Here is a 23,515-nt window from a genome sequence, read left to right on the forward strand (position 1 = left end):
GACTAGTCGGCGGCCAACTAGACAACGCTAGCTCCACCTGCGTCACGCAAACATTGGCCGTTTTGTGCAGTTTTGGTTTCGCACAGCGAGATTACAGCGCCAAGCCTAAAATCCGATACAGCAGACGCGCGCAGAGGAAGTCCGGCGCATGCAGGCCCGGAATCGGGGCCAGCTCGTTGATATCGCAGCCGATGATTTGACGCGAGGCGCACACCCGATCCAGCACGTCATTGACCGTGTACCAATCCAATCCACCCGGCTCCGGGGTGCCGGTGGCGGGCATGATGGCCGGGTCCATGGCGTCCACATCGAAGGTGATATAGACCTTACTCCCCAGCAGCGCCGTCAGTTCATCCAGCCACGCCCCCTGCCCGGTTTTGTTCCAGCGCTGAATATCCTTGGCCCAGAAGATCCGTTCGGAGAGGCCACGCCAGGTCAGGTGCTTCTTCTCAAACGCGCTCAAAGAGCGAATTCCCACCGAGACGAACGGGATCCCCATGTCGTACACCTGCCGCATGACGCAGGCGTGGGAGAGCGGGTTACCGTCATACTCCTCGCGCATGTCGGCGTGGGCGTCGAACTGCAGCACGGTGAATTGATCACCGTACTTCTCCCAATAGGCGCGCAGCACGCCAATAGAGATGGAGTGATCGCCGCCCAGAGTGGCCAGGAAGCGTTCGGCGTCCACATGGGGTTTGGCCGCCAGTCGCACCTGTTCAGCCAGCTCTTCGGAGTTGAGCCCGGCCACATCCAATGGCGGCAGAGTGTGGACGTTGAGATTGCGAATGGTCTCCTTGTTCAGCGTCTCATCGTACAGCTCCACCTGGGTGGAGGCTTCCAGAATCGCCGATGGCCCATTGGCCGCGCCGCCGCCATAGCTGACCGCGCCTTCATAGGGCACGGAGAGAATGGCCACATCGGCCTTCTCCAAAGAGGCGTTGGCTTCGCCTAAGAATGGCGTCACAGTAACGGTATCAGACATGGCAACGTCTCTATAGTCGTTAGCATTCAGACAGTGGGGCGCTTTAAGATATCGAAGGCGTTGCCCTCGAGCTCCCAAGATCAACAACCACACCGTGGGCTCCGCCCACACCCGCTGGGGTCGCGGACCCCAGGCCCCGCCGCCGACCAGTCGGCGGCACATAGTCAGCGTTAGCCGGGTCTGCATCACGCAAACATTGGCCGTTCTGTGCAATTTTTATATCAAGTATAGAAAAAGACTCAATAAACCAATCTCCGCTTGCGCACGGAGTAAAACTCACGAGGGTCCAGGGAAATCATTTCCCTGGCGGGTCGAGGGCGGCGCCCTCGTGGGTCCAGGGCAAAGCCCTGGTGGGGTCTGGGGCGAAGCCCCAGTCTCTTTCATCTTAAAATATATTCGCTTTAGAAAAAGAGTACCGTTATGCGCTAACGGAATGATTGGACCACGGAGCCCACCACTAGGGCCCAGCCGTCCACCAGCACGAAGAGGATCAGCTTGATGGGCATGGAGATCACCAGCGGCGGCAGCATCATCATACCCATGGACATGACCACCGAGGCCACCACCATATCCACGATGAGGAAGGGCAGATAGATCATAAAACCGATCTGGAAGGCGGTTTTGAGCTCCGAGATCATGAATGCGGGGACAACCACGCGCAGGGGAATCTCCTGCGGAGTGGCGACATTGTCCACCCCGGCCAGACGCATGAACAGGCCCAGGTCGGTATCGCGGGTTTGCCGCAACATGAAGTCGCGCACCGGCACCACGGCGTTGTTCCACGCGGCCTCTGCATCGATGGTTTTGTCGATCACATAGGGCTTGAGCGCGGTATCCCACACGGCGTCGAATACCGGACCCATCACAAAGAAGGTGACGAAGATGGCCAGGGCGATGAGCACCTGGTTGGGCGGCTGCCCCTGCAAGCCCATGGCTTGACGCACAAACGACATCACCACAATCACCCGGGTGAACGAGGTGACCATGATGAGCAGACCCGGCGCCAATGAGAACAGCGTCATCAGCGCCAGAATCTGCAGCAGAATACTGACTTGCTCGGGATCGGCGTCGCCGGTGACCTGACCGGTGTTAAAGGTCAGGCCAGGCAGTTGCACATCGGCGGCCAGGGCCAGTTCGGGAACCAGCCACAGCAGCGCGGCAAACAGGGGAAACAGAATGGAGGCGATGCGAAAATCGCGACGCTGAGTCAGGCGGCGGAGGATGGCGGTTTTGCGCTGGGATCGTCCTTCAGGCCCGCCGTACGACGCGCCTGTTCGGTCTCCTGGCTGGAGAGCTCCGCCAGTAGATTGATCCGGTCCTTGCCCACTCCCAACAACCACGCGCGCGATCCCACTTGCACCAACCGCACCCCCACCCCGGGACCCAGAGCGCGCGAGGCGAGCACCTGGATGACGCCGCTGGCGCCCAGTTTGGGTTGCAGTCGTTTATTGATCTGGATCACCAGCGCCGCTACGGCGATCAGAGCAAGCAGATACCCGGCGATGCGCACCGCTTCCTCCATCAAATTGATGGGCGGTTGCTGGGGTTTCACGCTCCCTTCGGCGAAAGCCGCGCTGGCGAGAACAGGCGCCGCGATAAACGCGGCGCCCGCCAGCATCATGGCAACGCGAAGGGGTCTCGTCAACGCAGATTCTCCAAGCGCTCTTTGAGCGAGACGATGTCGGTGATGCGGATGCCCAGCTTGTCCTTGATCATCACCACTTCGCCATAGGCCAACAGACGGTCGTTGACGTAGACCTCCAACGGATCGTCGGCCTCTTTTTCCAGCTCCACCAGGGAGCCCTTGTTCAGACGCAGCAGATCGCCGATCTGCATGCGCACATGGCCCAGACGCACCGAAACTTCCAGCGGCACGTCCATGAGCAGGTCGAGGTTCTTGATGTCGTCGTCATCGTCGGCGCTGGCCAGACTCACAACGTCCTCTTCAATGTCGCCGGCGAAGCCTTGCGCAAAGTCGGACAGCCCATCGTCTTCGGCTTCCAGGGCTTCCAACTCGTCATCGATGTCCATGTTCTCTTCCATCGTATCCACTCCCCAGGGTGGGTCAAACGCCCGTCGCGTCGGGCGTGTATTCATGCCTTTTGCGCCATGGTCTATCCGGCGCCCATCGTCTTTTCAGCCCAATCAGTCGAAACCATCCTCTTTGGTCACCGTGCGGGTGATGCGCACGGCGCGCATGCCGTCCACCACCCCCGCCTGACCCATGAACTTGGTCAGACCACCCACTTCGATGGGCATCTCTTCGGACATGTCGGTGGGCAGAATCAACTCGTCGCCCACTTTCAGATCCAGCATCTGTTTGACAGTCATCTGCATTTGCGCCACCACCGGCGTGACCTTCACCCGCGCCAGACCCAACTCGTCCATCAACGCCGCCATCCACGCCGAGGCGCCCTCCACCTCCTCCTTGGCCTGGAAGCCCTGTTTGAGCTGCTGCTTGAACAGCTCCAGGATCACCGCCGGGAAGCAGATGGTCAGGTTGCCTTCGGCGTCGCCCACCTCCACCGAGAAGGTGATCAGGAACACCGTCTCATCCAGCGGCATCACCGCGGCGAACTGCGGCTGGTTCTCCCAGCGGGTGGGCACCAGACGGAATGAAGGATCGAGCTTCTTCCACGACACTTCGATCTGTTCGCGGGTGACGTCCATGATGCGGTCGATCACCTTCATCTCGAAGGGCGAGAAGTTGCGGAACGGCCGCTCGGAGTCGCCGGGGCCGCCGAAGAAGCCCTCCATCACGGTGTACATGACGTCGCCGTCGATGGCGATGAGCGCCATGGATTGTGACGGCTCCACCCGCAGGATGTTGATGAAGATAGGCGGCTCCACCGTGTGCAGAAAACGCCCGAACACCTGGTTGGTGGTGGCTTTGGGCTGCACGTGCACCTCGCGGCCCACCTTTTGGGTGAGCTTGAAGGAGAGCTGTGAGCCCAAGTGCTCATTGATCAGGTCCAAGCCCGGCAGGGCGCCGACGCGGATGGCGGTCTTCTGCCCAAAGGTGAAGGGCATGACCTTCTTGTCATCCTTGGAGGCGGCGGGGATATCCTCATCGATCTCGTCCAGATCGATGGACCCCTCCTCCAACCCCTGCATGAGGGCGTCGATTTCGTCGGCTGAGAGAATCTGCGACATGGGTCGGCCTTTCCTTCACCCGCGCTCCGCGCGCGCCACATCACACAGTGCGATGCGGCGCGGCGTGCGGAGAGTGGATTACTGAATCACGAATTCGGTGAAGAACACCTGTTTGACATTGCCGTTGGCCAGCAGCGCATTCACACGCGCGCGAATCTCTTCGGAGAGCTTGTATTTGCCCTCGGCCTGCAGCAGCTCGGTGGAGGTCTTGGAGCCCAGCAGCGACAGACACACATCGCGCAACTGGGGAATCCGACGCTCCAGCTCCGGACGCAGCTCTTCGGTGTCCAGCTCCAGCTCGATGGTCGCCTTCAGGTAGCGATTGCCCCGGGTTTCCGCCAGGTTGACCACAAAGGGCTCCAGCTTGAAGGTTTCGCCCAGGGTCTCTTTGGGATCGCGCGGGGTCTTCTCCCCCTCGGGATCCACCGTCTGTTCGGCCTGCTGATCTGACGATGCGGACATGCCGCCCAGGAAGTACCCTGCGCCCGCGCCCACCAGCAGGGCTGGAATGGCGACGATGAGCATTTTGATTAAGCCGCCGCCGCCGCCTTCTTCTTGTTCCGCTTCTTCCGCCATGGATCTCTTCCCTCATTTCGTCGAGCGGCCGATTCCGGCTTCACTCTGCGTGCGCAAATGGTCGCGCCAATGGATCAGCGCGTGGATCTCCAGTCTTTTGGCCTGCGTTGGCGCTGTGACTCTTTCGACATGTTCAAGCGTCAAACATTTCATGCCGAATGCTCTGTTTCGCAAGTCGCTTATCGGGCGTTAATCGCGCGCTGTGCGGCGATTTGACCTAATGAACGATTCTATTGCGACAAATCAGTCGACTTGTCATAACAGCGGACATGCGAAAACCACGCCAACGTTTCCACGCTGGATATTGCCCGCAGCGGCGGCGCTTTGGCCGCCGCTGTCGGGATTTCAAAACTTCAGGGTGTTACCGGCTTATCGCTTGAGCGCAATCAGCTCTTCGAGCATGCCGTCGGTCACCGTCACCAGACGCGAGTTGGCCTGGAAGGCGCGCTGCGTGGTGATCATGGTGACGAATTCGGAGGACATGTCCACGTTGGACGCCTCCAGGGCGTAGCTGACGATATCGCCCAGTCGACCGGAGCCGGGTTCGCCTTCGCGGGGCAGACCCGAGAGCGCGGTCTCGCTAAACAGGTTGGCGCCCACCTGCTCCAGCGCCTGCTGGTTGTCGAAATCCACCAGCGAGATTTGATACAGCGCCTTGGTCTCGCCATTGGTGTAGGCGCCGTAGATCTTACCATCTTCGGCAATGGAGAGGGTCTCCAGGAAGCCGGTGGAGTAGCCATTTTGCGACAGCTTCAGAGTGGCGAAGTCGCTGGAGAGCTGAATCGAACCGGCAGTGCCGGTGTTGTCCAGAATGATGTCGCCATTGGCGTCGGTCTGGTCATTCTCGGTCACCGCTGAAGCGGTCCAACTCAGGGTGGTGGAATCCACCGTGTAGTCGTTAGTGGAGTCGCCATCGGTGCCCACGGCGTCGCCGAAATCGAACAGAATCTGCTGTGTCATCGCCTGACTGGTGGCGGTGCCGTCGGTGGCGGTGGAGCCGGTAAAGTCAAACGTAATGGGCGTGGAGCCTTCAGTCAGCAGACGGCCATTGGTGTCGAAGGTCAGCGTGCCGGCGGTATAGGTGCCGGCCGCGTCGGCGACATTGCCAGTGATTTGATCCACCGCTGTGAGCGTATCGGTGCCCGCGCCGGTGGCCAACTCATCGCTATTGACCGCCGCATGCCACTCCCAGGTGTTGCTGTCGGTTTTGCGCAAGTGAACTTCGACGTTGTGGCCCTGACCCAGCGAATCGTACACCCGCACCGAGGAGGCGAAGTTATAGGTGGTGGGATCGTTGGGATCGTAGGCGGTGGCCGAATCGATGATGGCGGCTTGCGAATTCAGGTTCAGACCGACGTTCACCGAGGTGGTGGCCGAGGGCGAACTGGTTTGCAAGCTCGACAGGTCGATGTCGGTGGTCTGGCCGGTGCGTAGGCCATTTTCGTCCACCGCCCAGCCCTGCAGCACCAGACCGGCGTTGGTCACCAACATGCCGTTGACGTCCTGTTTATAGTCGCCGGCGCGGGTGTAGAAGATATCCGAGCCCGAGGTGGCGTTGCCGCCGCCGCCGCCCTGGTCGGCGAAAGCGTTGGGGTCGCGCACCTTGAAGAAACCGATGCCGTCGATGGCCATATCGGTAACGTTCTGGGTGCCGTTGAACGAACCCTGCTGCATCAGCTGGTCGATGGCCGACACCCCCACCCCGGTGCCCATCTGGGTGGAGGAGCGGGTGCCGCTGATGCCGACTGTTTGGATCAGCACGTCTTCAAAGGTGGTGCGGCTGCCTTTAAATGCCGTGGTGTTGGCGTTGGCCAAGTTGTTTCCGATTACGGTCATGGCGTTGCCGTAATTGGTCAACGCGCTGGATCCAGCAAACATTGCCTGATGAATGGACATGAAACCGTCTCCTGTTTCAGGATGCGGGCCGCGCGTTTCTCATTGCGCGCGACCGTGCGCTTAACTCAAACCCTGTAAGGGCAATCTTGTCATGATCCTTCAAACGACCGAGTCCGTTGCTTAGGAGGCCAGCTCCACGCGACGCACATCAGCCAGAGATACCTGACGTCCATTCAGGTCCAACATAGCGCCCTTCTCGCCCGCGTTGACCACGCCGGTGACCAGACCCGCCATCAACGGCGTAATGCTGGCGCCCGATGCGCTATCGGTCACCACGGCGGAGAAGGTATAGCTGCCATCCAGCGTGGTCAGTCCATACGCTGGATCGTTCAAATCGATCGCCTGTTCGCCGATCTTGTCGATGCTCACCTGCACCTCTTTAGCCTCATAGCCGTTCTCGTCGAACAGTTTGAGCTGCACGGTGGCTGGCGCGGAGAGATCGAAGCGCACCGTGGCGTCGCCATTGATCACTTCCATCGCATTGCCCTCCACCACGGCTTGGCGACCGATATAGGAGACCGCCTCGTTGATCTGGCTCGTGCCTTGGCTGGCCACCAATTGTTCCAGCAGCGAGGTGGTCTTTTGCGCCTCCGACAGTGAACTGAACTGCGCCATCTGCGCGGTGAAGTCCTGATTGTCCATGGGTTCCAGGGGGTCCTGGTTTTCCAATTGGGCAGTCAGCATCTTCACAAAATCCATTTGCAGATCTTCCGCCGACTTCTCCGTGTCGGCGTACTTGGTTGCGTTCGGATCGACTGTGGGCACATTGCTCACATACCCGGTTGTGGTCATTGCCTTTTCTCCTTCGCGATTTTTCCCGCCGCAGCGATGCGTTGTCGCCGTCGGTCATTGTTGTTTTTTCTTTAGCATTTTTTACTTAACAAACATCGTGCCATGTATTAACTATCTGATTTTGCTTGTTTATTTGTTTATTTTATACTTTGCCCCAGGCCCTTTTTTCCCGCTCTTTTTTGCCTGCTCAGGGCAACTCTTGCCGCTCTGCTTTGCTATCGGGATGGCGAGGTTTGCCGCGTTCGGTTCCTTGTTGGGCGGCAATTTCCTGCTGACTGGTCTGGCTGTTTTTTATGCGTCCCCTGCCACAAAACTCTTTATAGTCGCTTGAATTCAGAATGACACACTTCCAAACACTCAAATGTTTGCGTGACGTAGGCCCGGCATGCGCTGACTATTGGCCGCCGACTGGTCGGCGGCGGGATTCTTAAGGGGCTGTGCCCCTTAAGCGGGTGTGGGCAGCGCCCACGATTCGGCAGGATTGCCAAATCGGACTCGCGCAGCGAGCCCGAAGGGTGAGGGCCATGGATGGCCCGAATCACGGTGTGGTATTGCCCTTGGGAGCTCGAGGGCAAAGCCCTCGATATCTTCCCACGCCCATGTGTTCACTTTTGAATGCTAGCAACTATATGACTTTCCCTGGCGGCAGCCTTTTTGATCCCGCCTCTTACCACACACACTTTTGCTCTTTCCCTGGTTGTGACTCTTACTGCATTCGCGATCGGCTTCGCCGATTACGGCCCCTTTGGGGCCTGCTCACCGCCGTTTCCCGTTTTCCTCTGTGCTGGCTCACTGTCCCCAGCTTCTCTTGCTGCTTCCTACTGGCGCCTGCTTTGTTCCTCGGGAAACAGCTTAAAGATCAAAGATATTGGGGCGCCGCCCCAAACCCCGGTCGGGCTCTGCCCGACACCCGCCAGGGCGCCGCCCTGGACCCGCTGGGGTCGCGGACCCCAGACCCCGCCTCCGGCCAGCCGGAGGCCCCTGAAATAGCGTGGGCTTGACCTCTTTCCCACATACACTTTTGCTTGGTTGCGGGCGTAAAAAAGCCCGGATCAGGATCTCTCCCTGATCCGGGCTTTGCACCCCAGCGGACTCCTTGGCGATTACGCCAATACACTCAGTCCACTCTGATCCCGTGGGGCGTAAATCGCCCGTTGCGCCAATATCTGCTCCAACGGATCCGTCTCTTCCTCCCGATCCCAACCGTAACGCTCACCCTTGGCCTGCTGCTGCGCATCTTCAAACGTCTGCGCCATCTGCTTATTCAAGTCGGGATTCACATCCACATCCAAACTGGCGAAGGTCAAATCCTGCCGCTCCAACGCCGCCTTGAGTTGATCCATATGTTTATTGATCGCCTCTTTGGCCGCTTCGGTTTCAGCCGTCACCGTAATATGCACCTGTTTGTCGCTATCCACCGTCAAACGCACATCCAGGGAGCCCAGATTTTGCGGCTCCAGTTGAATGCGCACTTGATCCGACTGCCCCGGACGCGAAATCACGCGCATTTGGCCAATGCGCATCCCCAACTCATCGCCAAAGCGGGGCGATTGCGTCGGCAGTGGCTTGGCGGGCGCCTGCGCTTGACGCGCCGCATTGGTGGAGCTGGCGCGGTTGGCGTTGGCCGACGCAGTGATTTGCGGCGCGCCATCCGCCTTGGCGGTTTTCACCATGGCGTCCAACTGCTCCATTTTGGCGGCGTTGGCGGCAATGGGATTGGTGTGGGCCAAATTGACTTGTGCCTGCTGCCCACTGTTGGCGCTGTTGTTGGCCAGCATGTCGGCGAAGTTGGGCGCGCCACTCTGTCCGTTCTGGCCGTTCTGACCCATCTGCTGCCCGGCGCCCTGCTGTTGGCCCGCCTGACCCGTTTTGACCCCCTGCCCCGCCGGTTGCTGGGCGTTGGCCTGTTGCTGTTGGGTCTGCTCGGCGGGACGTTGGCCCGGCTGCTGCGCCTCGGCGCGGGCGTCCCGACGGGCGGCGCGGGCATCGCTGGCTTCGGCGCTCTGGTCGCGACGCATCTCTTGTTGCGCCTCCTGGGCGGCGGCGTGTTGCTGCTGCTGCTCGGCGCTCTGCTGTTTGCGCTGCGCCGCGTTGTGATGCGCGGCCTCGGCGCTCTGTTGTTGGCGCGCTTCGGTCATCTCCGCCTGCTTACGATTGGCCTGCAACGCCTCTTGCGCCTGTTCATTGGCCACGCCGTCCAAACGCTCGCTGGTGGCGCGCGCCTCTTTGGCTTGTTTGAGGGCCTCTTCGAACTGTTCGGCGCTATTGACCGCATCGGGTTCGGATTTGCCGCTCTGACTGGGATCCAACAGGGCGGTTGGATTCATCTGAATGGCGAATGGGGTCATATGGGAGTCTCCCCTGTGCGTGACGCCACCATTGGCGCTCTGATACTATTACAACCCCCGTGCCAATCTATAAAATATTGGAATTATTATAGATTTTCAGAAAAGTGGAATACGGATCGGCGGATATTTCCAGCTAGGGAGGGGCAATTGTTGCCTGGCGTGGAACAAACTTGCGGAGAAGCGCGGAGTATAGTGAATCAAAACCAAAACCGCACAGAACGTCTAATGTTTGCGTGATGAAGGTCCAGCTTGCGCTGACTATTGGCCGCCGACTGGTCGGCGGCGGGGTCTGGGGCCTGCGGCCCCAGCGGGGTGTGGGGCGGCGCCCCACGGTGTGGCAGTTGACCTTAGGGGAGTTTGAGGGCGCAGCCCTCAATATCTTCCATCATCAGAGAGTTTCTATTTTATAAACAAGCGCCGCCAAGCGTCATGGGCCAGCAGCAGAAATGGCATAGGCAGCAGGGCGGCGTAGAGATGGACATAGCGGGGAATGGCGAAGGTGACCAGGACATTGAGCAGCAGACCCAAGAGGAACAGGGCGCTGGCCAGCAGGCTCCAGAACAGCAGCAGACGCACGGCGTAAGGGGGATCGCCACAGGCGTTTTTCACCTGGGCGATCATCCATAACCCTATCCCTGCGATCAGAGCGATGAGCAAAGGCCAGCTTTTGAACAGAAAGCCCAGCGCGCGTTGGGTCTGCCCCATGACCCATTGGCCATAGAGATCGGGATGGTGTTGGAAGATCGCCAAAGAGAGTTTGGAGAGGGCACCATCCACTTTCAGGCGATCTTTCAGAAACAGCAGCGCGCCGTGGTAGCCGACGCGGAAATTCCACACCGGGATAGTGCGCTCCCATAGATCGAAATCCATCTGGCCATCGGCGCCGATGGGATTGACCAATGGTTTGCGCTCCTGGCGGAAGTGTTCCGAGGGGCACACCGGTCCGGCGTCGGGGATGGCGCAGTGGAACTGGAGTTGATCCTTCTGGCCGCGTTCAAACAGCGCCTGGGCCAAGGATTGCAGCTCCGTGGGCATTTGCGGGATGTCGTCGGCGCGTAGCATGGGCAGCGCCACCCCGGAGAGCTGCACGCCGGTAAACGAGACCAATCCCACATGGCCCACCAACGCCCAGCGCGCGCCCACGAATAGCAGCAGCGGGGCCAACACGCACAGCGCCCAGCGTTGCAGCCACAGTTTCCAGCTGACCTCTTGCGATGGCGCCAGGATCCAGCGCCACAGGGCGAATCCCACCAGCGAGAAGGGAACCACGAACAGCGCCGCCGGGCGAATCTGATAGGCGGCGAAGGTGGCAAGGCCCAATGCGATCCACGCCAGCCAACTGCGCGGTCTGCCCAATGTCCATAATAGCGCGGCAATAACGGTGATCAGCGCGGTAAAAGTCAGCGTCTCGGTGAGTACGAAGGGGTAGAAGTGCAGAAACAACGGCCCATAGAGCAGCGGCAGCGTGAGCAGCAGACGTCGCCAGGGGGTCATCTCCACTGCGCGCAACGCGCCCCAGAACAGCACGCACGCCAGCAGATGCGCGGCGATTTGCAGCCAGGGCAGGATATTGAGATTGCCCAAACTTTTCTGAATCAGCGTGAGGAACAGCGGATAGCCAAAGGAGCGGAAATCACTCAGCGCGCGCACTGGATCCCATAACGGATATTGCCGATAGCCCAGGGAGTCCGGCGCCTCTTGCACAGAGAAGCCATAGGGCGCAAATAACCACAGTCCCAGCACGATGAGGGGGAGTTGAACAAACAACAGGATGCTGGGCAGACGTACGTGCATTGTCACTCGCTTGGAGGGGTTTTCGGCAATGTTAGAGAGTACAACGCTTCGCCATAACCATGCCGTTTATCGTGCACGCGAATGAAAATCTGGGAAACCTCTTTATCCAATTGCACGGGGCTTAAAGAGCGGGTGAATGGCTGTTCATTCACATGGGGATGATACAGCGTGCGACGCGCCAGCACGGTGGTTTTGTCAGTCGCCAGAATCTCCCAGCCATCGGCAAAGTGATCCCAACCGGAATCTGCATGGCGCACGGTTACATCAAAGCGCCAAGCGCCTGTGTCCAGGCGCGACGCCTGGGCATCCACAATGCGCGGCGCATCCGCCTGGGCGGGCATTGGCCAGAGCAAGGCCAATATGAGCAGCAATTTCCGGCGCAATCCACGCATGATGATCAATGCTCCCGAAAATGATTTGTACACGCATCATAACGGATTGCTGTTTGAATCCAGCGGGAAAATTCGGGCGCATGTCGCTGTCCATAGGTATAGTGAAGCTCTGTATTGCCGTTTGATCATGTTTTCTGGTCTGGATCTCATAGCCAAAAAAGCGTATCACTCAGGATCCGCTGATCAGAGAAAATCCAACATCTGACACGCTTGCGCCCAGAGTGGCGCTTGAATCCGAGAGTGACCTGACGGTCATCCGCCCCGTATACATTCGCCGCCATCAAAAGGATGCGCCGCCATGACCCAACGCAAACCCCTCAGCCCCACGCAGCGCAAGCATCTGAAAGGCTTGGCGCACGCTCTTAAACCGATGGTGATGGTGGGTAAGGAGGGCGTGACCGAGAGCGTGGTGACTGCCGCGGATGAAGTGTTGGCGACGCAGGAGCTGATCAAAGTGCGGTTTCAGGAGTTCAAAGAGCAGCGCAACGAACTCTCCGAGGAGCTGGCCGAGCGCGCCAATGCGCATCTGGTGGGCATCATCGGCCACATGGCGACGCTCTACCGCCCCCACGCCAACCCGGACAAACGCAAAATTCGTCTGCCCAAGGCGTAATTTGCCCAAGACGTCATTGAGAGTATTGAGGAGAATCCAGCATGCCCGGCATTACCGACTCTGCGATTGAGTGGGACAATGAGATCCCCGTGGCCATCACGCTGGAGCTGCGCGGCGGGCAGACCATTCGGGTTGATTTCGTCCAGCAATCAGCTGTACAGACCACAGGCAAACCCCTCAAGGAGAAACAGCGTGAGTGGTGCTTGCAGATGGCCGATTACCTGATGCGCCAAGCCCTGCTCAAGCGCCAAGATGAGAAGCGGCAGGAGGGTTCCGATGGGGCCAAACCGCTGGAGTTCTACGCCAAAATCGATCCCAATGTGACTTGGTGGGGGTGAAGGATAGCGTGTTTTTGGACGATGAAAGATAATGAGGGCTGCGCCCCCAGACCCCGCCGCCGACCAGTCGGCGGCCAATATTGTCAGTTGAAATCAGAATCGGACAGTTTGGGTATTGGTCATAAAAGATATCGAGGGCTACGCCCTCGAGCTCCCAAGATCAATAACCAAACCGTGGGGCGCCGCCCCACACCCCGCTGGGGGCGCAGCCCCCAGACCCCGCCGCCGACCAGTCGGCGACTAATAGTCAGCGCAAATCGGCTCTACGTCACGCAAACATTAGCTCATTCGTGCAATATTGGTATTGCATGGTAAAAAAACGCCCCGGTCCAGTTGGATCGGGGCGCCTTTTTTACCGTTATGCCGTCACGCCAATCAGGCGGCTTCCTCTTTGCCCTTGTCGCCGCTCTCGGGGCAGAATTTGGGCACGAACTTCTCGGCGATCTCCTTGGATTTGTCGACCACCTCCTGCGACAGCTTGTAGGCGCAGAAGCGCGGACCGCACATGGAGCAGAACTCCGCCTTCTTGTGCGCCTCCTCCGGCAGGGTCTCGTCGTGATACTCACGCGCCCGATCCGGGTCCAGCGCCAGTTCGAACTGCTTGTTCCAGTCGAAGCCGAAACGCGCCCGTGACATCTCATCGTCGCGATCCCGCGCGCCGGGACGCTTGCGCGCGATGTCGGCGGCGTGGGCGGCGATCTTGTAGGCGATGATGCCGTTGCGCACATCCTCGGCGTTGGGCAGGCCCAAATGCTCCTTGGGGGTCACATAGCAAAGCATGGAGGCGCCTTCCCACGCGGCGATGGCGCCGCCGATGGCCGAGGCGATATGGTCGTAACCGGCGGCGATGTCGGTGACCAACGGCCCCAACACGTAGAAGGGCGCTTCGTGGCACACCTCGCGCTCCTTGGCCATATTCATGGCGATCTGATCCAGCGGCACGTGGCCCGGACCTTCGATCATCACCTGCACATCCTGTTCCCACGCTCGCTTGGTCAACTCGCCCAGCACAGCCAGTTCGGCGAACTGCGCGTCGTCGGAGGCGTCGTGCAGGCAGCCCGGACGCAGGCCATCGCCCAGAGAGAGCGTCACGTCGTAACGCTTGCAGATCTCCAGCAGTTGGTCGAAGTGGGTGTAGAGCGGGTTCTCTTTTTCATGGTGCAGCATCCACTGCGCCATCAGCGCGCCGCCGCGCGAGACGATCTTGGTGATGCGCGACTCCACCATGGGCAGCACATGCATCAGCACGCCGCAGTGCACCGTCATGTAGTCCACCCCCTGAGCCGCCTGCTCCTCGATCACCTGCAGGATCAGCTCAGGAGTCAGATCGCGCACGTCAGGCACGCGCTCGATCACCTCATAGATGGGCACCGTGCCGATGGGCACCGTGCTGTTGCGCAGAATCGCTTCACGAATCTGGGGAATGTTTTTGCCGGTGGAGAGGTCCATCACCGTATCGGCGCCATACTTGATGGACTTGGTCAGTTTGTCCACCTCTTCGCCCATGCCCGAGGAGATGGCCGAGTTGCCGATATTGGAGTTGATCTTACACTTGGCGGCGATGCCGATGGCCATGGGCTCCACTTCGGTGTGGCGGATATTGGCCGGGATCACCATGCGCCCGCGCGCCACCTCGGAGCGGATCAACTCCGGCTCTAATCCCTCGACTTGGGCCACATGGGCCATTTCAGGCGTGATCTGCCCTTGTCGGGCCAAATGCATCTGGGTAACGTTGCCGGTGCGGCCTTTGACCCACTCGCTGCGGAATGCGCACATAATGTTGAACTCCGTTTCGCAAAACAGCGTCATTGCGCTTTATAGCGCTTGTGAATGATCTGCTTTAAGGGTTGTGTTTGAGCCATAGAATGCCGTCTGTCGGGAGTTCGCACAAGACTGACGTTGCGACCGCCGCCCAATTCAGACGCTTTTTCTTCGTTAATTGACCCGGTCAGGAGCGTCCTGTCGCCGGAGAGCCAAATCAGGAGTAATGGTCGTGAGTCTTCTGCAAACCCATCTCGCGGACGTGGCCCATTGGACTGAAAATCGCGGGGAAAAGATCCCGGCTTATTTCACCCATGTGGATCAGGAGCGTCAGGCATTGGACCAAAACGCCGCCATTGTCGACCTGAGTTTCAATGGCGCCATCGTCATCGCCGGGCCCCAGCGCGCCGATTTTCTCTCGGGTCTGATCACTAACCAAATCAAGCGTGTCAACGCCCAGACCGCCATCTATGCGGCGCTGCTCTCGGCCCAGGGGCGGTTTCAGTGGGACTTCACCATTCTGCAGATCGACGCCGAGGCCGAGGGCGAGGATCCGCGTCTGCTGATGCTGTTGGAGCCAGGCGCTCACACGGCGCTGTTCCAACGTCTCTCCATGTACCTGCTGCGCACCCAGGCGACCTTGACCGACCACAGCGAGCAGTTGGGCGCGCTCGGCGTGGCCGGTCCCAATGCATTGGAAGTGCTGCAAAAAACCTGGCCCGATGCGACCTTCTCCGCTGAGCTGGGCGCCACCGTTTCGCCGCAGGCGGGGGTGTGGGTGATCGCCGATCCGCGGCATAGTCTGTGGGGTTATCGCGTCATCGCCGACGCCGCGGCGCTGCCCGGGTTGTGGGATCAACTCACCGCCCACGCCGCCCCTGCCGGATTCGCCGCCTGGGAGAGCTATCGCATCGCCAACGCCCTGCCTCGCGGCGGCGGCGATCTGGTGCCCGATCTCTCCATCCCGCTGGAGTCGGGCTTCCTGGAGATGAACGGCGTCGATTTCAACAAAGGGTGCTACATCGGCCAGGAGACCACCGCCCGCACCTACCATCGCGGCACGCTGAAGAAACGCCTGTTCCGCCTCACCTTGGAGGGTAAACCCAATCTCGGCGACAGCGTCATGAGCGGCACCGATCACGAAGTGGGCATGGTCACCAGCGTCGATCCCAATGGCGGTCAGGCGCTGGCGGTGCTGCGCGCCTCCGACGTCGCCGACGGCAAGCCGTTGCGAGTCGGCAATACCGAGGTGAAAGCCGTCAGCAAACCCACTTGGGCGACTTGGGAGTAGATTGGAAACCCAAGTGCGTTCTTCATTCTGTCGCGGATTTTCTCCACTATTTGACGTCATTGATGAAACTTGATGGAAAATCCGCGACAGATGCGAACGAAACTTATATAGTGTGCGGGAAATTTCCGCGTCACACTGCGTCGCGTTAGTCCGTTCAATCGCCCCCGCGTGTTTGAACTGAATCGCCATTGGGCTGATCTGACTTGATGGATCAACCCCGTTTTCTCTGTCCCAGGTTGGGTAAGTCGCCTCCATGAACGCCAACGCCGCCGTCGAACCTCTGCCTCCGCTCACCATTGGCGAGCACACTCTGGCCGTGCCCATCATTCAGGGCGGCATGGGCGTGCGGGTCTCCGCGCACAAGCTGGCCGCCGCCGTAGGCAATGCGGGCGGCGCGGGCATCATCGCCACCGTGGCGCTGTCATTGGCCTCCAAGCACTACAAAAAGGGCAAGGATTACTACAAGGCCAATATCAAGGCGCTCATCGACGAGCTGCAATGGGCGCGTGAGAAGAGCCCCAAGGGGATCATTGGCGCCAACTGCATGGTGGCTATCCGCGACTATGAGGACATGGTGCGCACCTCGGTGATGCACGGCGCGCAGATGATCATTTCCGGCGCCGGTCTGCCGCTGCGTCTGCCCGAGTTCGCCAAGGACAACACCAGCTGCGCGCTAGTGCCCATCATCTCCTCCCTGCGCGCCGCCAAGCTGCTGACCAAGCGTTGGCACAAACTCTATAAACGCATTCCCGATGCGCTGGTGTTTGAAGATCCCAACACCGCTGGCGGCCATCTGGGGGTGGATCGTTCGCAGCTGTATGGCGAAGAGCACGGCACTGACCGTGTGGTGCCGGAACTGGCCGAGTGGTCGCGCAAAGAGTATGGCGATGAGATTCCCATCGTCACCGCGGGGGGCATCTGGGACCGCAGCGATATCGATCGCGTCATGGCCATGGGCGCCAAGGGCGTGCAGATGGCCAGCCGCTTTATCTGCACCCATGAGTGTGACGCCGCCGATAGCTTCAAGGAGTCCTTCATCCGCGCCAAACAGGGCGACGTGGTGATCATCGACTCCCCCGCCGGTCTACCGGGCCGGGCGTTGAAAACCCAGTTTACCAACGATCTGTTCCGCGGCGCCGAAGTGGGCCACAAGTGCTTCGCCACCTGCCTGGAGGCGTGCCGCTGCCGTGACGATAAGGACGCCTTCTGCATCGCCGAGGCGCTGCATCTGGCGCAACAGGGCGATATGGAGCGCGGTTTGGTCTTTACCGGCACCAACGCCACTCGCCATACCGAGATTGTTCACGTGCAGGATATTTTCGATGAGATCAATGGCGCTGCGCACACTCCGCAGTAACAATCGCCATTCGCTTTCCCAGACGGCGCATCGGACGATGCGCCCGTTGCGCACCCGTTCCCCCCGCCATGCAAGCTGATCTGCGCGCCGCCGCCCGTTTCTTCTCCTCGGTGGAGAGCGTGGCGCCGGTGGCGTCGTTGACGCATTTGCACTGGGTCAACGCCTCCGCTGATCAGGTTTCCACGGTTACTCCCCTATTGTTGGACGCAGGCTTTGCCGGAACCGTGGTGGTTGCCCGCGCCTCGCAGCAGCAGGCCATGGGCGCTTTTTCCGCTTTAAATTGCGCGCTGCACGATCACCCCAGCGCCGGACAGGCCGCTGGGGATGTGTTGCTCGAGGCGCCGCAGGGACGCGAGGCGGCGCAACTGGCCATCGCGCAGATTCAAGCCGCCATGGTTGAGTGCGAGCCCCACACAATCTGGGTATTTGGCGACAAGGAATCAGGCATTCAGAGCCTGGCCAAACGCTATGTGGGCGCGTCGACGGCGCTCTCCAAAGGGCATTTGCGGCTGGTGCGCATCCCCGCCTGCGCCCCATTGGTTGAAGCGACCAATAAGAAGGGTCGCGCCCCTTTCGCCTTTCCCACTGAAGCGAACGCATTCCACACTTTCACTTGGGATGGGCTGACCCTGGCCACCCGCCCCGGGGTGTTCTCCTGGCGTCACGCCGACGCCGCCAGCACCCTGTTGCTCAAGCACCTTCTTGCAGAGAATCTCTCCGGTCAATGGCTGGATTGGGGTTGTGGTTGTGGTCTGCTGGGCGCGGCGCTGCTGCGTCAATTCCCCGATTTGCGCGTGGTGATGAGTGATGATCACTATCGCGCCGCCGTTTGCACCCAACAGACATTGGACGCCAATGCGTTGCAAGCGCGCGCGCAGGTGATCTGCGAAGATGGCGTGGGTCCGCGCATTGGCGCCCTCGCCTTTGATGGCGTGGTGACCAATCCGCCGTTTCATCGCGGGGTGCGATTGGATCGTGGCGTGGCGCAACGCTTCCTGCGCGATGCGCAATCCATCCTCAAACCGGGGGGCGTTATCTGGTTGGTGGGCAATCGTCATCTGGATTATGGCGCGGCGCTACAACGGGACTTCTCCCAAGTAAGCTGCGTGGAGTCCAATGCGCAGTTCCACATCTGGCGCGCGCAACGTCGGTAAATCGCTATAGTCGCTTGAATTCAGAATGGCACACATGCAAACACTCAAATGTTTGCGTGACGTAGTCCCGGCATGCGCTGACTATTGGCCGCCGACTGGTCGGCGGCGGGGTCTGGGGGCTCCGCCCCCAGCGGGTGTGGGCGGAGCCCACGATTTGGCTTTTGACCTTGGGAGCTCGAGGGCAAAGCCCTCGATATCTTCCAGCGCCCATCTGTTCACTTTTGAATGCCATCGGGGGAGAGAATTCATGCGACATATATTGAAAATCCCGACACCCAAGGCGCAGTGTTTTGTGGACATCACCGACGAGGTGGCGCGGGTGGTGGCGCAGAGCGGCGTCAAAGAGGGCGTGTGTCATCTGTTCATCCCCCACACCACCGCTGGCGTGACGCTCAATGAAAACTGTGACCCGGATGTGCAGCGGGACATGCTGAAAATTTTGGAGAGCGTGGTTCCCACTCACGGTGATTATCGTCACGCTGAGGGCAATAGCCACTCTCATGTCAAAGCCAGTTTGATGGGCGCGTCGCAAACCCTGATTATCACCGAGGGGCGCATTGTCATCGGGCGTTGGCAGGGGATCTATCTGGCCGAGTTCGATGGTCCGCGCACACGCCAGACGGTGATCAAAATTGTTACTGATTAAACGTTACTTCATAACGGTTGATCTGGATAAACTTCTCAAGAATTCATCTTCCTATGAGTGATAACAGCGTTGACGTGCTGCAACCGCAAGCGAACCCGCTGAACATTCTTCTGGTGGAGGATGACGATGAGATGCGGCTGCTGTTTGTGCGCTATCTGCGCAAATGGGGCTATATCGTCCATGTGGCGGAGAATGGGCGCGAAGCGATCCACGCCTATGGCCGCGTGCGACCCGATCTGGTGTTGATGGATCGCAATATGCCGGATATCGACGGCTTTGAAGCGTGCATGCGCATCAAGGCGCAGCCGCACAAAGCTCCGGTGATCATCATCACCGGCATGACAGGTCGGAGTTTTGTGGATATCGCCTACCATGCCGGGGCTGATGATTTCATCGCCAAACCGGTCAACTGGGACATTTTGCGCCACCGCATCGCCGATCATATCCATAACAAACGCATCGATAGCGACCTGAACGTCACCAAAAGCGCTCTGGTGGATGCCTATCAACTATTGGACCGGGCGCATGAGAAGCTACGTTATGAACGCGGCATCATTGAAGAGATTTTGACCCGCATGCGGCAATCGGCGCCGTTTGTGGATGCGGGATTTCAGTCGCTGTTTGCGCCGGTGGACGCCACCAGCGGCGATATGCTGCTGTCGGCCACGGCGCCGGATAACTCCCACTATCTGTTTGTGGGCGATATCACCGGCCACGGATTGCCTGCAGCGCTGATTGCGCCGATGATCTCCGATGTCTTCTACAGCATGACCGCCAAAGGTTTCTCATCCGGGGTGATTCTGCGGGAGATGAACCGCAAGATCCGCGAAAAGCTGCCGCGCAGTCTGTTTTTGGCGGGCGCCTGGCTGGCGCTGGATCCCAGCCGACGCAATCTGTTTTTGTGGATGGGCGGCATGCCGCCGGGATTGTGGCTGCGGGAGAACCGCTTGATCCGTCGTCTCTCCTCCACCCATGTGGCGCTGGGGATGATTTGCGATGCGGAGTTTGACGCCAATGGCGAGTGGATCCATCTGCAGCCAGAGGATCATGTGGTGATCTTCTCCGACGGCGTGATCGAGACCCATGACGCCTGCGGTACGCTCTATGGCGACGAGCGCGCAGTGGAACTGATTATGCAGACCATTGAACAGGAGCGTCCGTTTTCGGATGTAAAAATGGCTTTGGATGCGTATCACGGCGCCCATACGTTGCCCGATGACGTGACCATATTGGATCTGATTAGCTAATCCCTTTGTGAATCCTGATGCGTCAAATTCTCTCCTTTCGCGTGGTGCTAACCCTGGGCGTGCTGTTGAGCGCGCTGCTGGTGGTGTTTCTTCTGCTGCAATTGAGCAGCACCGCGTTTGTGGTATGGGATCGCCTGGCGCAGGCCTCCTGGGGCGTGCGCTTGGCGTGGGGCGGCGTGTTCTTGGCTGTGTTGGGCGGCGTGGGTTGGGGTCTGTGGCGCATCTGGCGCAGCGGCCGTGCGTCAAAAGCGGAAATTTCCACCAAACAACCCCTCACCGATGAACAGTTACAGACCCGCATTCTGCGCAATCAGCAGGCGGGCGCCGAGGTGGATGCGGCGCAGCAGGAGTTGGCCGAACTGGAACAGCGACGGCTGATTAAACGCCTGTTTGTGGGGCTGTTTGGCGAAGTCAATGCAGGCAAATCCACCCTCATCAAAGCGTTACTACCTGACGCTGATACCTTCTCCAGCCCCATTGCCGGGGCCACTCGCGATGTGCAGCGCTATCTGTGGCGCGACCGCCACGGGCGCGAGACGCTTCTCAGCGATATGCCCGGCCTCAATGAGATGGGCGAGACCTTAAGCGAACTCTCCCGTGATGAGGCGTTGCGCTCCCATGTGGTGATCTACCTGTGCGACGGCGATTTGACGCGGGATCAATTCGCTGAACTCAGCGGCTTGATCGAACTGGGCAAGCCTCTGCTCATCGCCGTGAACAAGGCGGATCGCTACGCCCCCGAGGAGCGCGCCGCCATCATCCAGCGGATTGGCGAGCGTCTGGATGCCCTGCCACAACCGCCCAAGGCGCGCTATATCGTCGCCACCCAAGCGGGGGGCAGCGAGCAGGTGACCCGCATTGACGCTGATGGCGTCGCCACCATCGAAATGCGACCCATTCAACCGGATGTGCGGGAGTTAACCGCCACGCTGTCGCGCTTGATCGATGAATTGGGCGATGAGGAGTTGGAGCGGCGGCGCGACGCCGCCGTCTACGCCATCGCCGTGCGCAAACTGGATGATGCGTTGATGCAGCGTCGTCGTCGTCTGGGCGAGGCGCTGGTGGCCAACTACGCGCGCAAAGGGGTGCTGGGCGCCATGGCCGCCGTGGCCCCGGGCACCGACTTGATCATTCAAGGGGCGTTGGGCTTCGCCCTGGTGCGTGAGCTGTGCAAGCTCTATGAAGCGCCGTTGGGTCAGGTGGATCTGAAACAGATGCTCGAACGGGTGGAGGGGCGCGTAGCGCGCAACATCTCTCTGCTGTTGGCGGTGGCGGGCAATGTATTCAAGGCCTTCCCCGGGGTGGGCACGGTCACCGGCGGGGCCATGCACGCGGTGGCGTATGGATTGATCTTCGACAGTCTGGGTAAGGCGTTGGTGGATGTGCTGGAGGCCAACGGCTGCGTGGAGAGCGATCAGGTGGCGGCGCGGTTTGAGGAGAACCTCACCGTGGATATGGAGCGCCGCATGAAGGATATGGCCAAAATCGCCCTGGGCGCACTGGCGGGCAAGCGTCGGGATGACGCCTTATGAGAGCCTTCGACTCCCTGCGTAAGCGAGTGGCGCGCTGGCTGCCAACAAGCGCATCTGAAGAGTCAAAATCGGCCTCTGATCAAGCCCTTGACGTGGTCGAGTCGGAGGAGTTCCTGGCGTTACGCCCTGACGCCACCACACCGCTGTTTGGCGAAGCGGTGAGCGCCGACCGCAACACCCCGTTCGTGGGTGAAACCCATCTGCATCTAAGCGCCCGTTCCCTGCGTGAACTGCTGGATGATCCCCATGTGCCCGAATCGGTGCGTTACGCCCTGCGTCAGCAGTACGACGAAGTGGAAGCAATGCTGCACAAGGTCAATCAGGGACATATTCATATCGCCGCCTTTGGCCGGGTGAGCGTGGGCAAATCCTCCCTGCTCAACGCCCTGATGGGCGAGAAGCTCTTCTCCACCAGTCCCCTACATGGCGAAACCCGCGAGGCGCGCAAAGCCGATTGGCGCGAAGCGGGCCATGACGGCGTGTTCGTCATCGATACCCCGGGCATCAATGAGATCGACGGCGAAGAGCGTGAACGCCTGGCGCGCGAAGTAGCGGCGCGCAGCGACATCATTCTGTTCGTGGTGGATGGCGACCTGACCAATACCGAGTATCTGGCGCTGGCGGACCTGCTGCGGGATCGCCATCGCCCGGTGGCGCTGGCGTTGAACAAAGCGGATCGCTATGTGGGGGGTGAGTTGCCCCTGCTGCTGGAGACGCTGCGGGAGCGGGTGCGCGGAGCTATCGATCCGCAACTGGTGATCCCCTGCGCCGCACAGCCTTCGGAGTCCATCATCATCGAGACCGCTGCTAATGGCGCCGAAATCGAACGGCGGGTCAAACGTCCGCCGGATCTGGCGGCGCTGAAGAACGCCCTGCGTCAACTGCTCTCCCAGGAGGGCAAGAGCGTGGCGGCGGTGAATGCGGCGTTCCAGGCCGGACGCCTCTCCGATGAGATCGCCCAGGGGGTGACCGCCTATCATAAAGAGGCTGCCGAGCGGGTGATTCACACTTATTGTCTGGGCAAGGGCGCGGCGGTAGCGTTCAACCCCATTCCCGCCATCGACCTGCTGGCCATCATGGCGGATGCGGCGATGATCCTGAATCTGTCGCGGGTCTACAATCTGCCCATGTCGCGCACCGAGGCGGGGACGTTGATCAAGACCATCATGAAGCAGATGGCGGTGTTGATGGGCACGGTGTTTACGGTGCAGGCGGCGGCGTCGGTGCTCAAGGGCGCCAGTATGGGCTTTTCGACCATCTTTACTGCCGGGGCGCAGGGCGCGGTGGCCTATTACGGCGCCTATGTGGTGGGCAAGTCGGCGCAGGAGTATCTGGCGTTGGGCAAGTCGTGGGGTTCGGGTGGACCCAAGCAGACGGTGCGCAAGATTCTGGATTCGGTAGACCAGGAGACGCTGCTGGCGCAGGCAAGACAGGAGATTCTGGCGCAACTGTCGCGGAGAAAATCGGCGGAAAAATAGAACTGCACACAACGACCAATGTTTGCGTGATGCAGGTGGAGCTTGCGCTATCTATTGGCCGCCGACTGGTCGGCGGCGGGGTCTGGGGTCTGCGACCCCAGCGGGGTGTGGGGCGGCGCCCCACGGTGTGGAAGTTGGGAGCTCGAGGGCAAAGCCCTCGATATC

General features: G+C 60.0%; 21 protein-coding genes. 9 read left to right on the top strand and 12 right to left on the bottom strand.

Translation table 11 applies throughout. The features are described 5' to 3' along the window. Window positions 1-91: 91 nt before the first annotated feature. The 11 genes from speB to MAIT1_RS20780 all read right to left on the bottom strand — a co-directional run bounded on the left by speB (window position 92) and on the right by MAIT1_RS20780 (window position 11,933). Complete coding sequence (speB, locus tag MAIT1_RS20730) at window positions 92-982, bottom strand: agmatinase (RefSeq protein ID WP_158089663.1); 891 nt, start codon at window positions 980-982, stop codon at window positions 92-94. A 425-nt stretch (window positions 983-1,407) separates the two neighbouring features. After that, entirely contained in the window at window positions 1,408-2,097 is a 690-nt protein-coding gene (gene fliP / locus MAIT1_RS20735) for a flagellar type III secretion system pore protein FliP (protein ID WP_241893522.1), read from the bottom strand. A gap of 92 nt (window positions 2,098-2,189) precedes the next feature. Next, complete coding sequence (locus MAIT1_RS20740; RefSeq protein ID WP_143814992.1) at window positions 2,190-2,627, bottom strand: flagellar biosynthetic protein FliO; 438 nt, start codon at window positions 2,625-2,627, stop codon at window positions 2,190-2,192. After that, window positions 2,624-3,025 (bottom strand): flagellar motor switch protein FliN, encoded by a 402-nt coding sequence (fliN, locus tag MAIT1_RS20745; protein WP_198947973.1) that lies wholly within the window; start codon window positions 3,023-3,025, stop codon window positions 2,624-2,626. Before fliN ends, MAIT1_RS20740 begins: the two co-directional genes overlap by 4 nt. Window positions 3,026-3,127: 102 nt before the next feature. After that, entirely contained in the window at window positions 3,128-4,135 is a 1,008-nt protein-coding gene (gene fliM, locus MAIT1_RS20750; protein WP_085446998.1) for a flagellar motor switch protein FliM, read from the bottom strand. Between the two features lie 78 nt (window positions 4,136-4,213). Further along, the gene (locus MAIT1_RS20755) at window positions 4,214-4,711 is read right to left on the bottom strand and encodes a flagellar basal body-associated FliL family protein (protein WP_085447000.1); all 498 of its coding nucleotides are present in this window, start codon (window positions 4,709-4,711) and stop codon (window positions 4,214-4,216) included. A gap of 369 nt (window positions 4,712-5,080) precedes the next feature. Then, window positions 5,081-6,607, bottom strand: a complete 1,527-nt coding sequence (locus MAIT1_RS20760; RefSeq protein WP_085447002.1) for a flagellar hook protein FlgE — start codon at window positions 6,605-6,607, stop codon at window positions 5,081-5,083. A 120-nt stretch (window positions 6,608-6,727) separates the two neighbouring features. After that, window positions 6,728-7,399 (bottom strand): flagellar hook assembly protein FlgD, encoded by a 672-nt coding sequence (locus MAIT1_RS20765; protein ID WP_085447003.1) that lies wholly within the window; start codon window positions 7,397-7,399, stop codon window positions 6,728-6,730. 1,103 nt (window positions 7,400-8,502) lie between these two features. Next, the gene (locus MAIT1_RS20770) at window positions 8,503-9,747 is read right to left on the bottom strand and encodes a flagellar hook-length control protein FliK (protein ID WP_085447005.1); all 1,245 of its coding nucleotides are present in this window, start codon (window positions 9,745-9,747) and stop codon (window positions 8,503-8,505) included. A 399-nt stretch (window positions 9,748-10,146) separates the two neighbouring features. Beyond that, window positions 10,147-11,541: a hypothetical protein gene (locus tag MAIT1_RS20775; RefSeq protein ID WP_085447007.1), complete on the bottom strand. Its 1,395-nt coding sequence runs from the start codon at window positions 11,539-11,541 to the stop codon at window positions 10,147-10,149. Between the two features lie 2 nt (window positions 11,542-11,543). Beyond that, window positions 11,544-11,933, bottom strand: a complete 390-nt coding sequence (locus MAIT1_RS20780; RefSeq protein WP_085447216.1) for a hypothetical protein — start codon at window positions 11,931-11,933, stop codon at window positions 11,544-11,546. Window positions 11,934-12,231: 298 nt separating this feature from the next. On the opposite strand from MAIT1_RS20780, the gene yhbY reads away from it, so the two are divergent. Both yhbY and MAIT1_RS20790 read left to right on the top strand, forming a co-directional pair. Further along, a complete protein-coding gene (gene yhbY, locus MAIT1_RS20785; RefSeq protein WP_085447009.1) occupies window positions 12,232-12,546 on the top strand; it encodes a ribosome assembly RNA-binding protein YhbY in 315 nt (104 codons plus the stop codon). A 41-nt stretch (window positions 12,547-12,587) separates the two neighbouring features. After that, window positions 12,588-12,884, top strand: a complete 297-nt coding sequence (locus MAIT1_RS20790) for a hypothetical protein (protein ID WP_085447011.1) — start codon at window positions 12,588-12,590, stop codon at window positions 12,882-12,884. 375 nt (window positions 12,885-13,259) lie between these two features. Here the strand turns inward: MAIT1_RS20790 and thiC are convergent, their stop codons facing one another. Next, window positions 13,260-14,660 (bottom strand): phosphomethylpyrimidine synthase ThiC, encoded by a 1,401-nt coding sequence (thiC, locus tag MAIT1_RS20795; RefSeq protein WP_085447217.1) that lies wholly within the window; start codon window positions 14,658-14,660, stop codon window positions 13,260-13,262. Window positions 14,661-14,877: 217 nt separating this feature from the next. Here thiC and ygfZ point away from each other — a divergent pair, with 217 nt between their 5' ends. The 7 genes from ygfZ to MAIT1_RS20830 all read left to right on the top strand — a co-directional run bounded on the left by ygfZ (window position 14,878) and on the right by MAIT1_RS20830 (window position 23,350). Then, on the top strand, window positions 14,878-15,936 hold the full coding sequence (gene ygfZ / locus MAIT1_RS20800; RefSeq protein WP_158089664.1) for a CAF17-like 4Fe-4S cluster assembly/insertion protein YgfZ: 1,059 nt from the start codon (window positions 14,878-14,880) through the stop codon (window positions 15,934-15,936). 253 nt (window positions 15,937-16,189) lie between these two features. Then, window positions 16,190-17,293: an NAD(P)H-dependent flavin oxidoreductase gene (locus MAIT1_RS20805; RefSeq protein ID WP_085447015.1), complete on the top strand. Its 1,104-nt coding sequence runs from the start codon at window positions 16,190-16,192 to the stop codon at window positions 17,291-17,293. 68 nt (window positions 17,294-17,361) lie between these two features. Beyond that, complete coding sequence (locus MAIT1_RS20810; RefSeq protein ID WP_085447017.1) at window positions 17,362-18,447, top strand: class I SAM-dependent methyltransferase; 1,086 nt, start codon at window positions 17,362-17,364, stop codon at window positions 18,445-18,447. A 247-nt stretch (window positions 18,448-18,694) separates the two neighbouring features. Beyond that, window positions 18,695-19,093, top strand: coding sequence for a secondary thiamine-phosphate synthase enzyme YjbQ (locus tag MAIT1_RS20815; RefSeq protein ID WP_085447019.1), 399 nt, complete (start codon window positions 18,695-18,697; stop codon window positions 19,091-19,093). Window positions 19,094-19,146: 53 nt separating this feature from the next. Then, window positions 19,147-20,340 (top strand): PP2C family protein-serine/threonine phosphatase, encoded by a 1,194-nt coding sequence (locus tag MAIT1_RS20820; RefSeq protein WP_085447020.1) that lies wholly within the window; start codon window positions 19,147-19,149, stop codon window positions 20,338-20,340. 17 nt (window positions 20,341-20,357) lie between these two features. After that, the gene (locus tag MAIT1_RS20825; protein ID WP_085447022.1) at window positions 20,358-21,872 is read left to right on the top strand and encodes a GTPase; all 1,515 of its coding nucleotides are present in this window, start codon (window positions 20,358-20,360) and stop codon (window positions 21,870-21,872) included. After that, a complete protein-coding gene (locus MAIT1_RS20830; RefSeq protein ID WP_085447024.1) occupies window positions 21,869-23,350 on the top strand; it encodes a GTP-binding protein in 1,482 nt (493 codons plus the stop codon). The genes MAIT1_RS20825 and MAIT1_RS20830 overlap by 4 nt, the downstream gene beginning before the upstream one ends. The last annotated feature ends 165 nt before the right edge of the window (window positions 23,351-23,515 follow it).

The organism is Magnetofaba australis IT-1, from assembly GCF_002109495.1.
Lineage (GTDB): Bacteria > Pseudomonadota > Magnetococcia > Magnetococcales > Magnetococcaceae > Magnetofaba > Magnetofaba australis.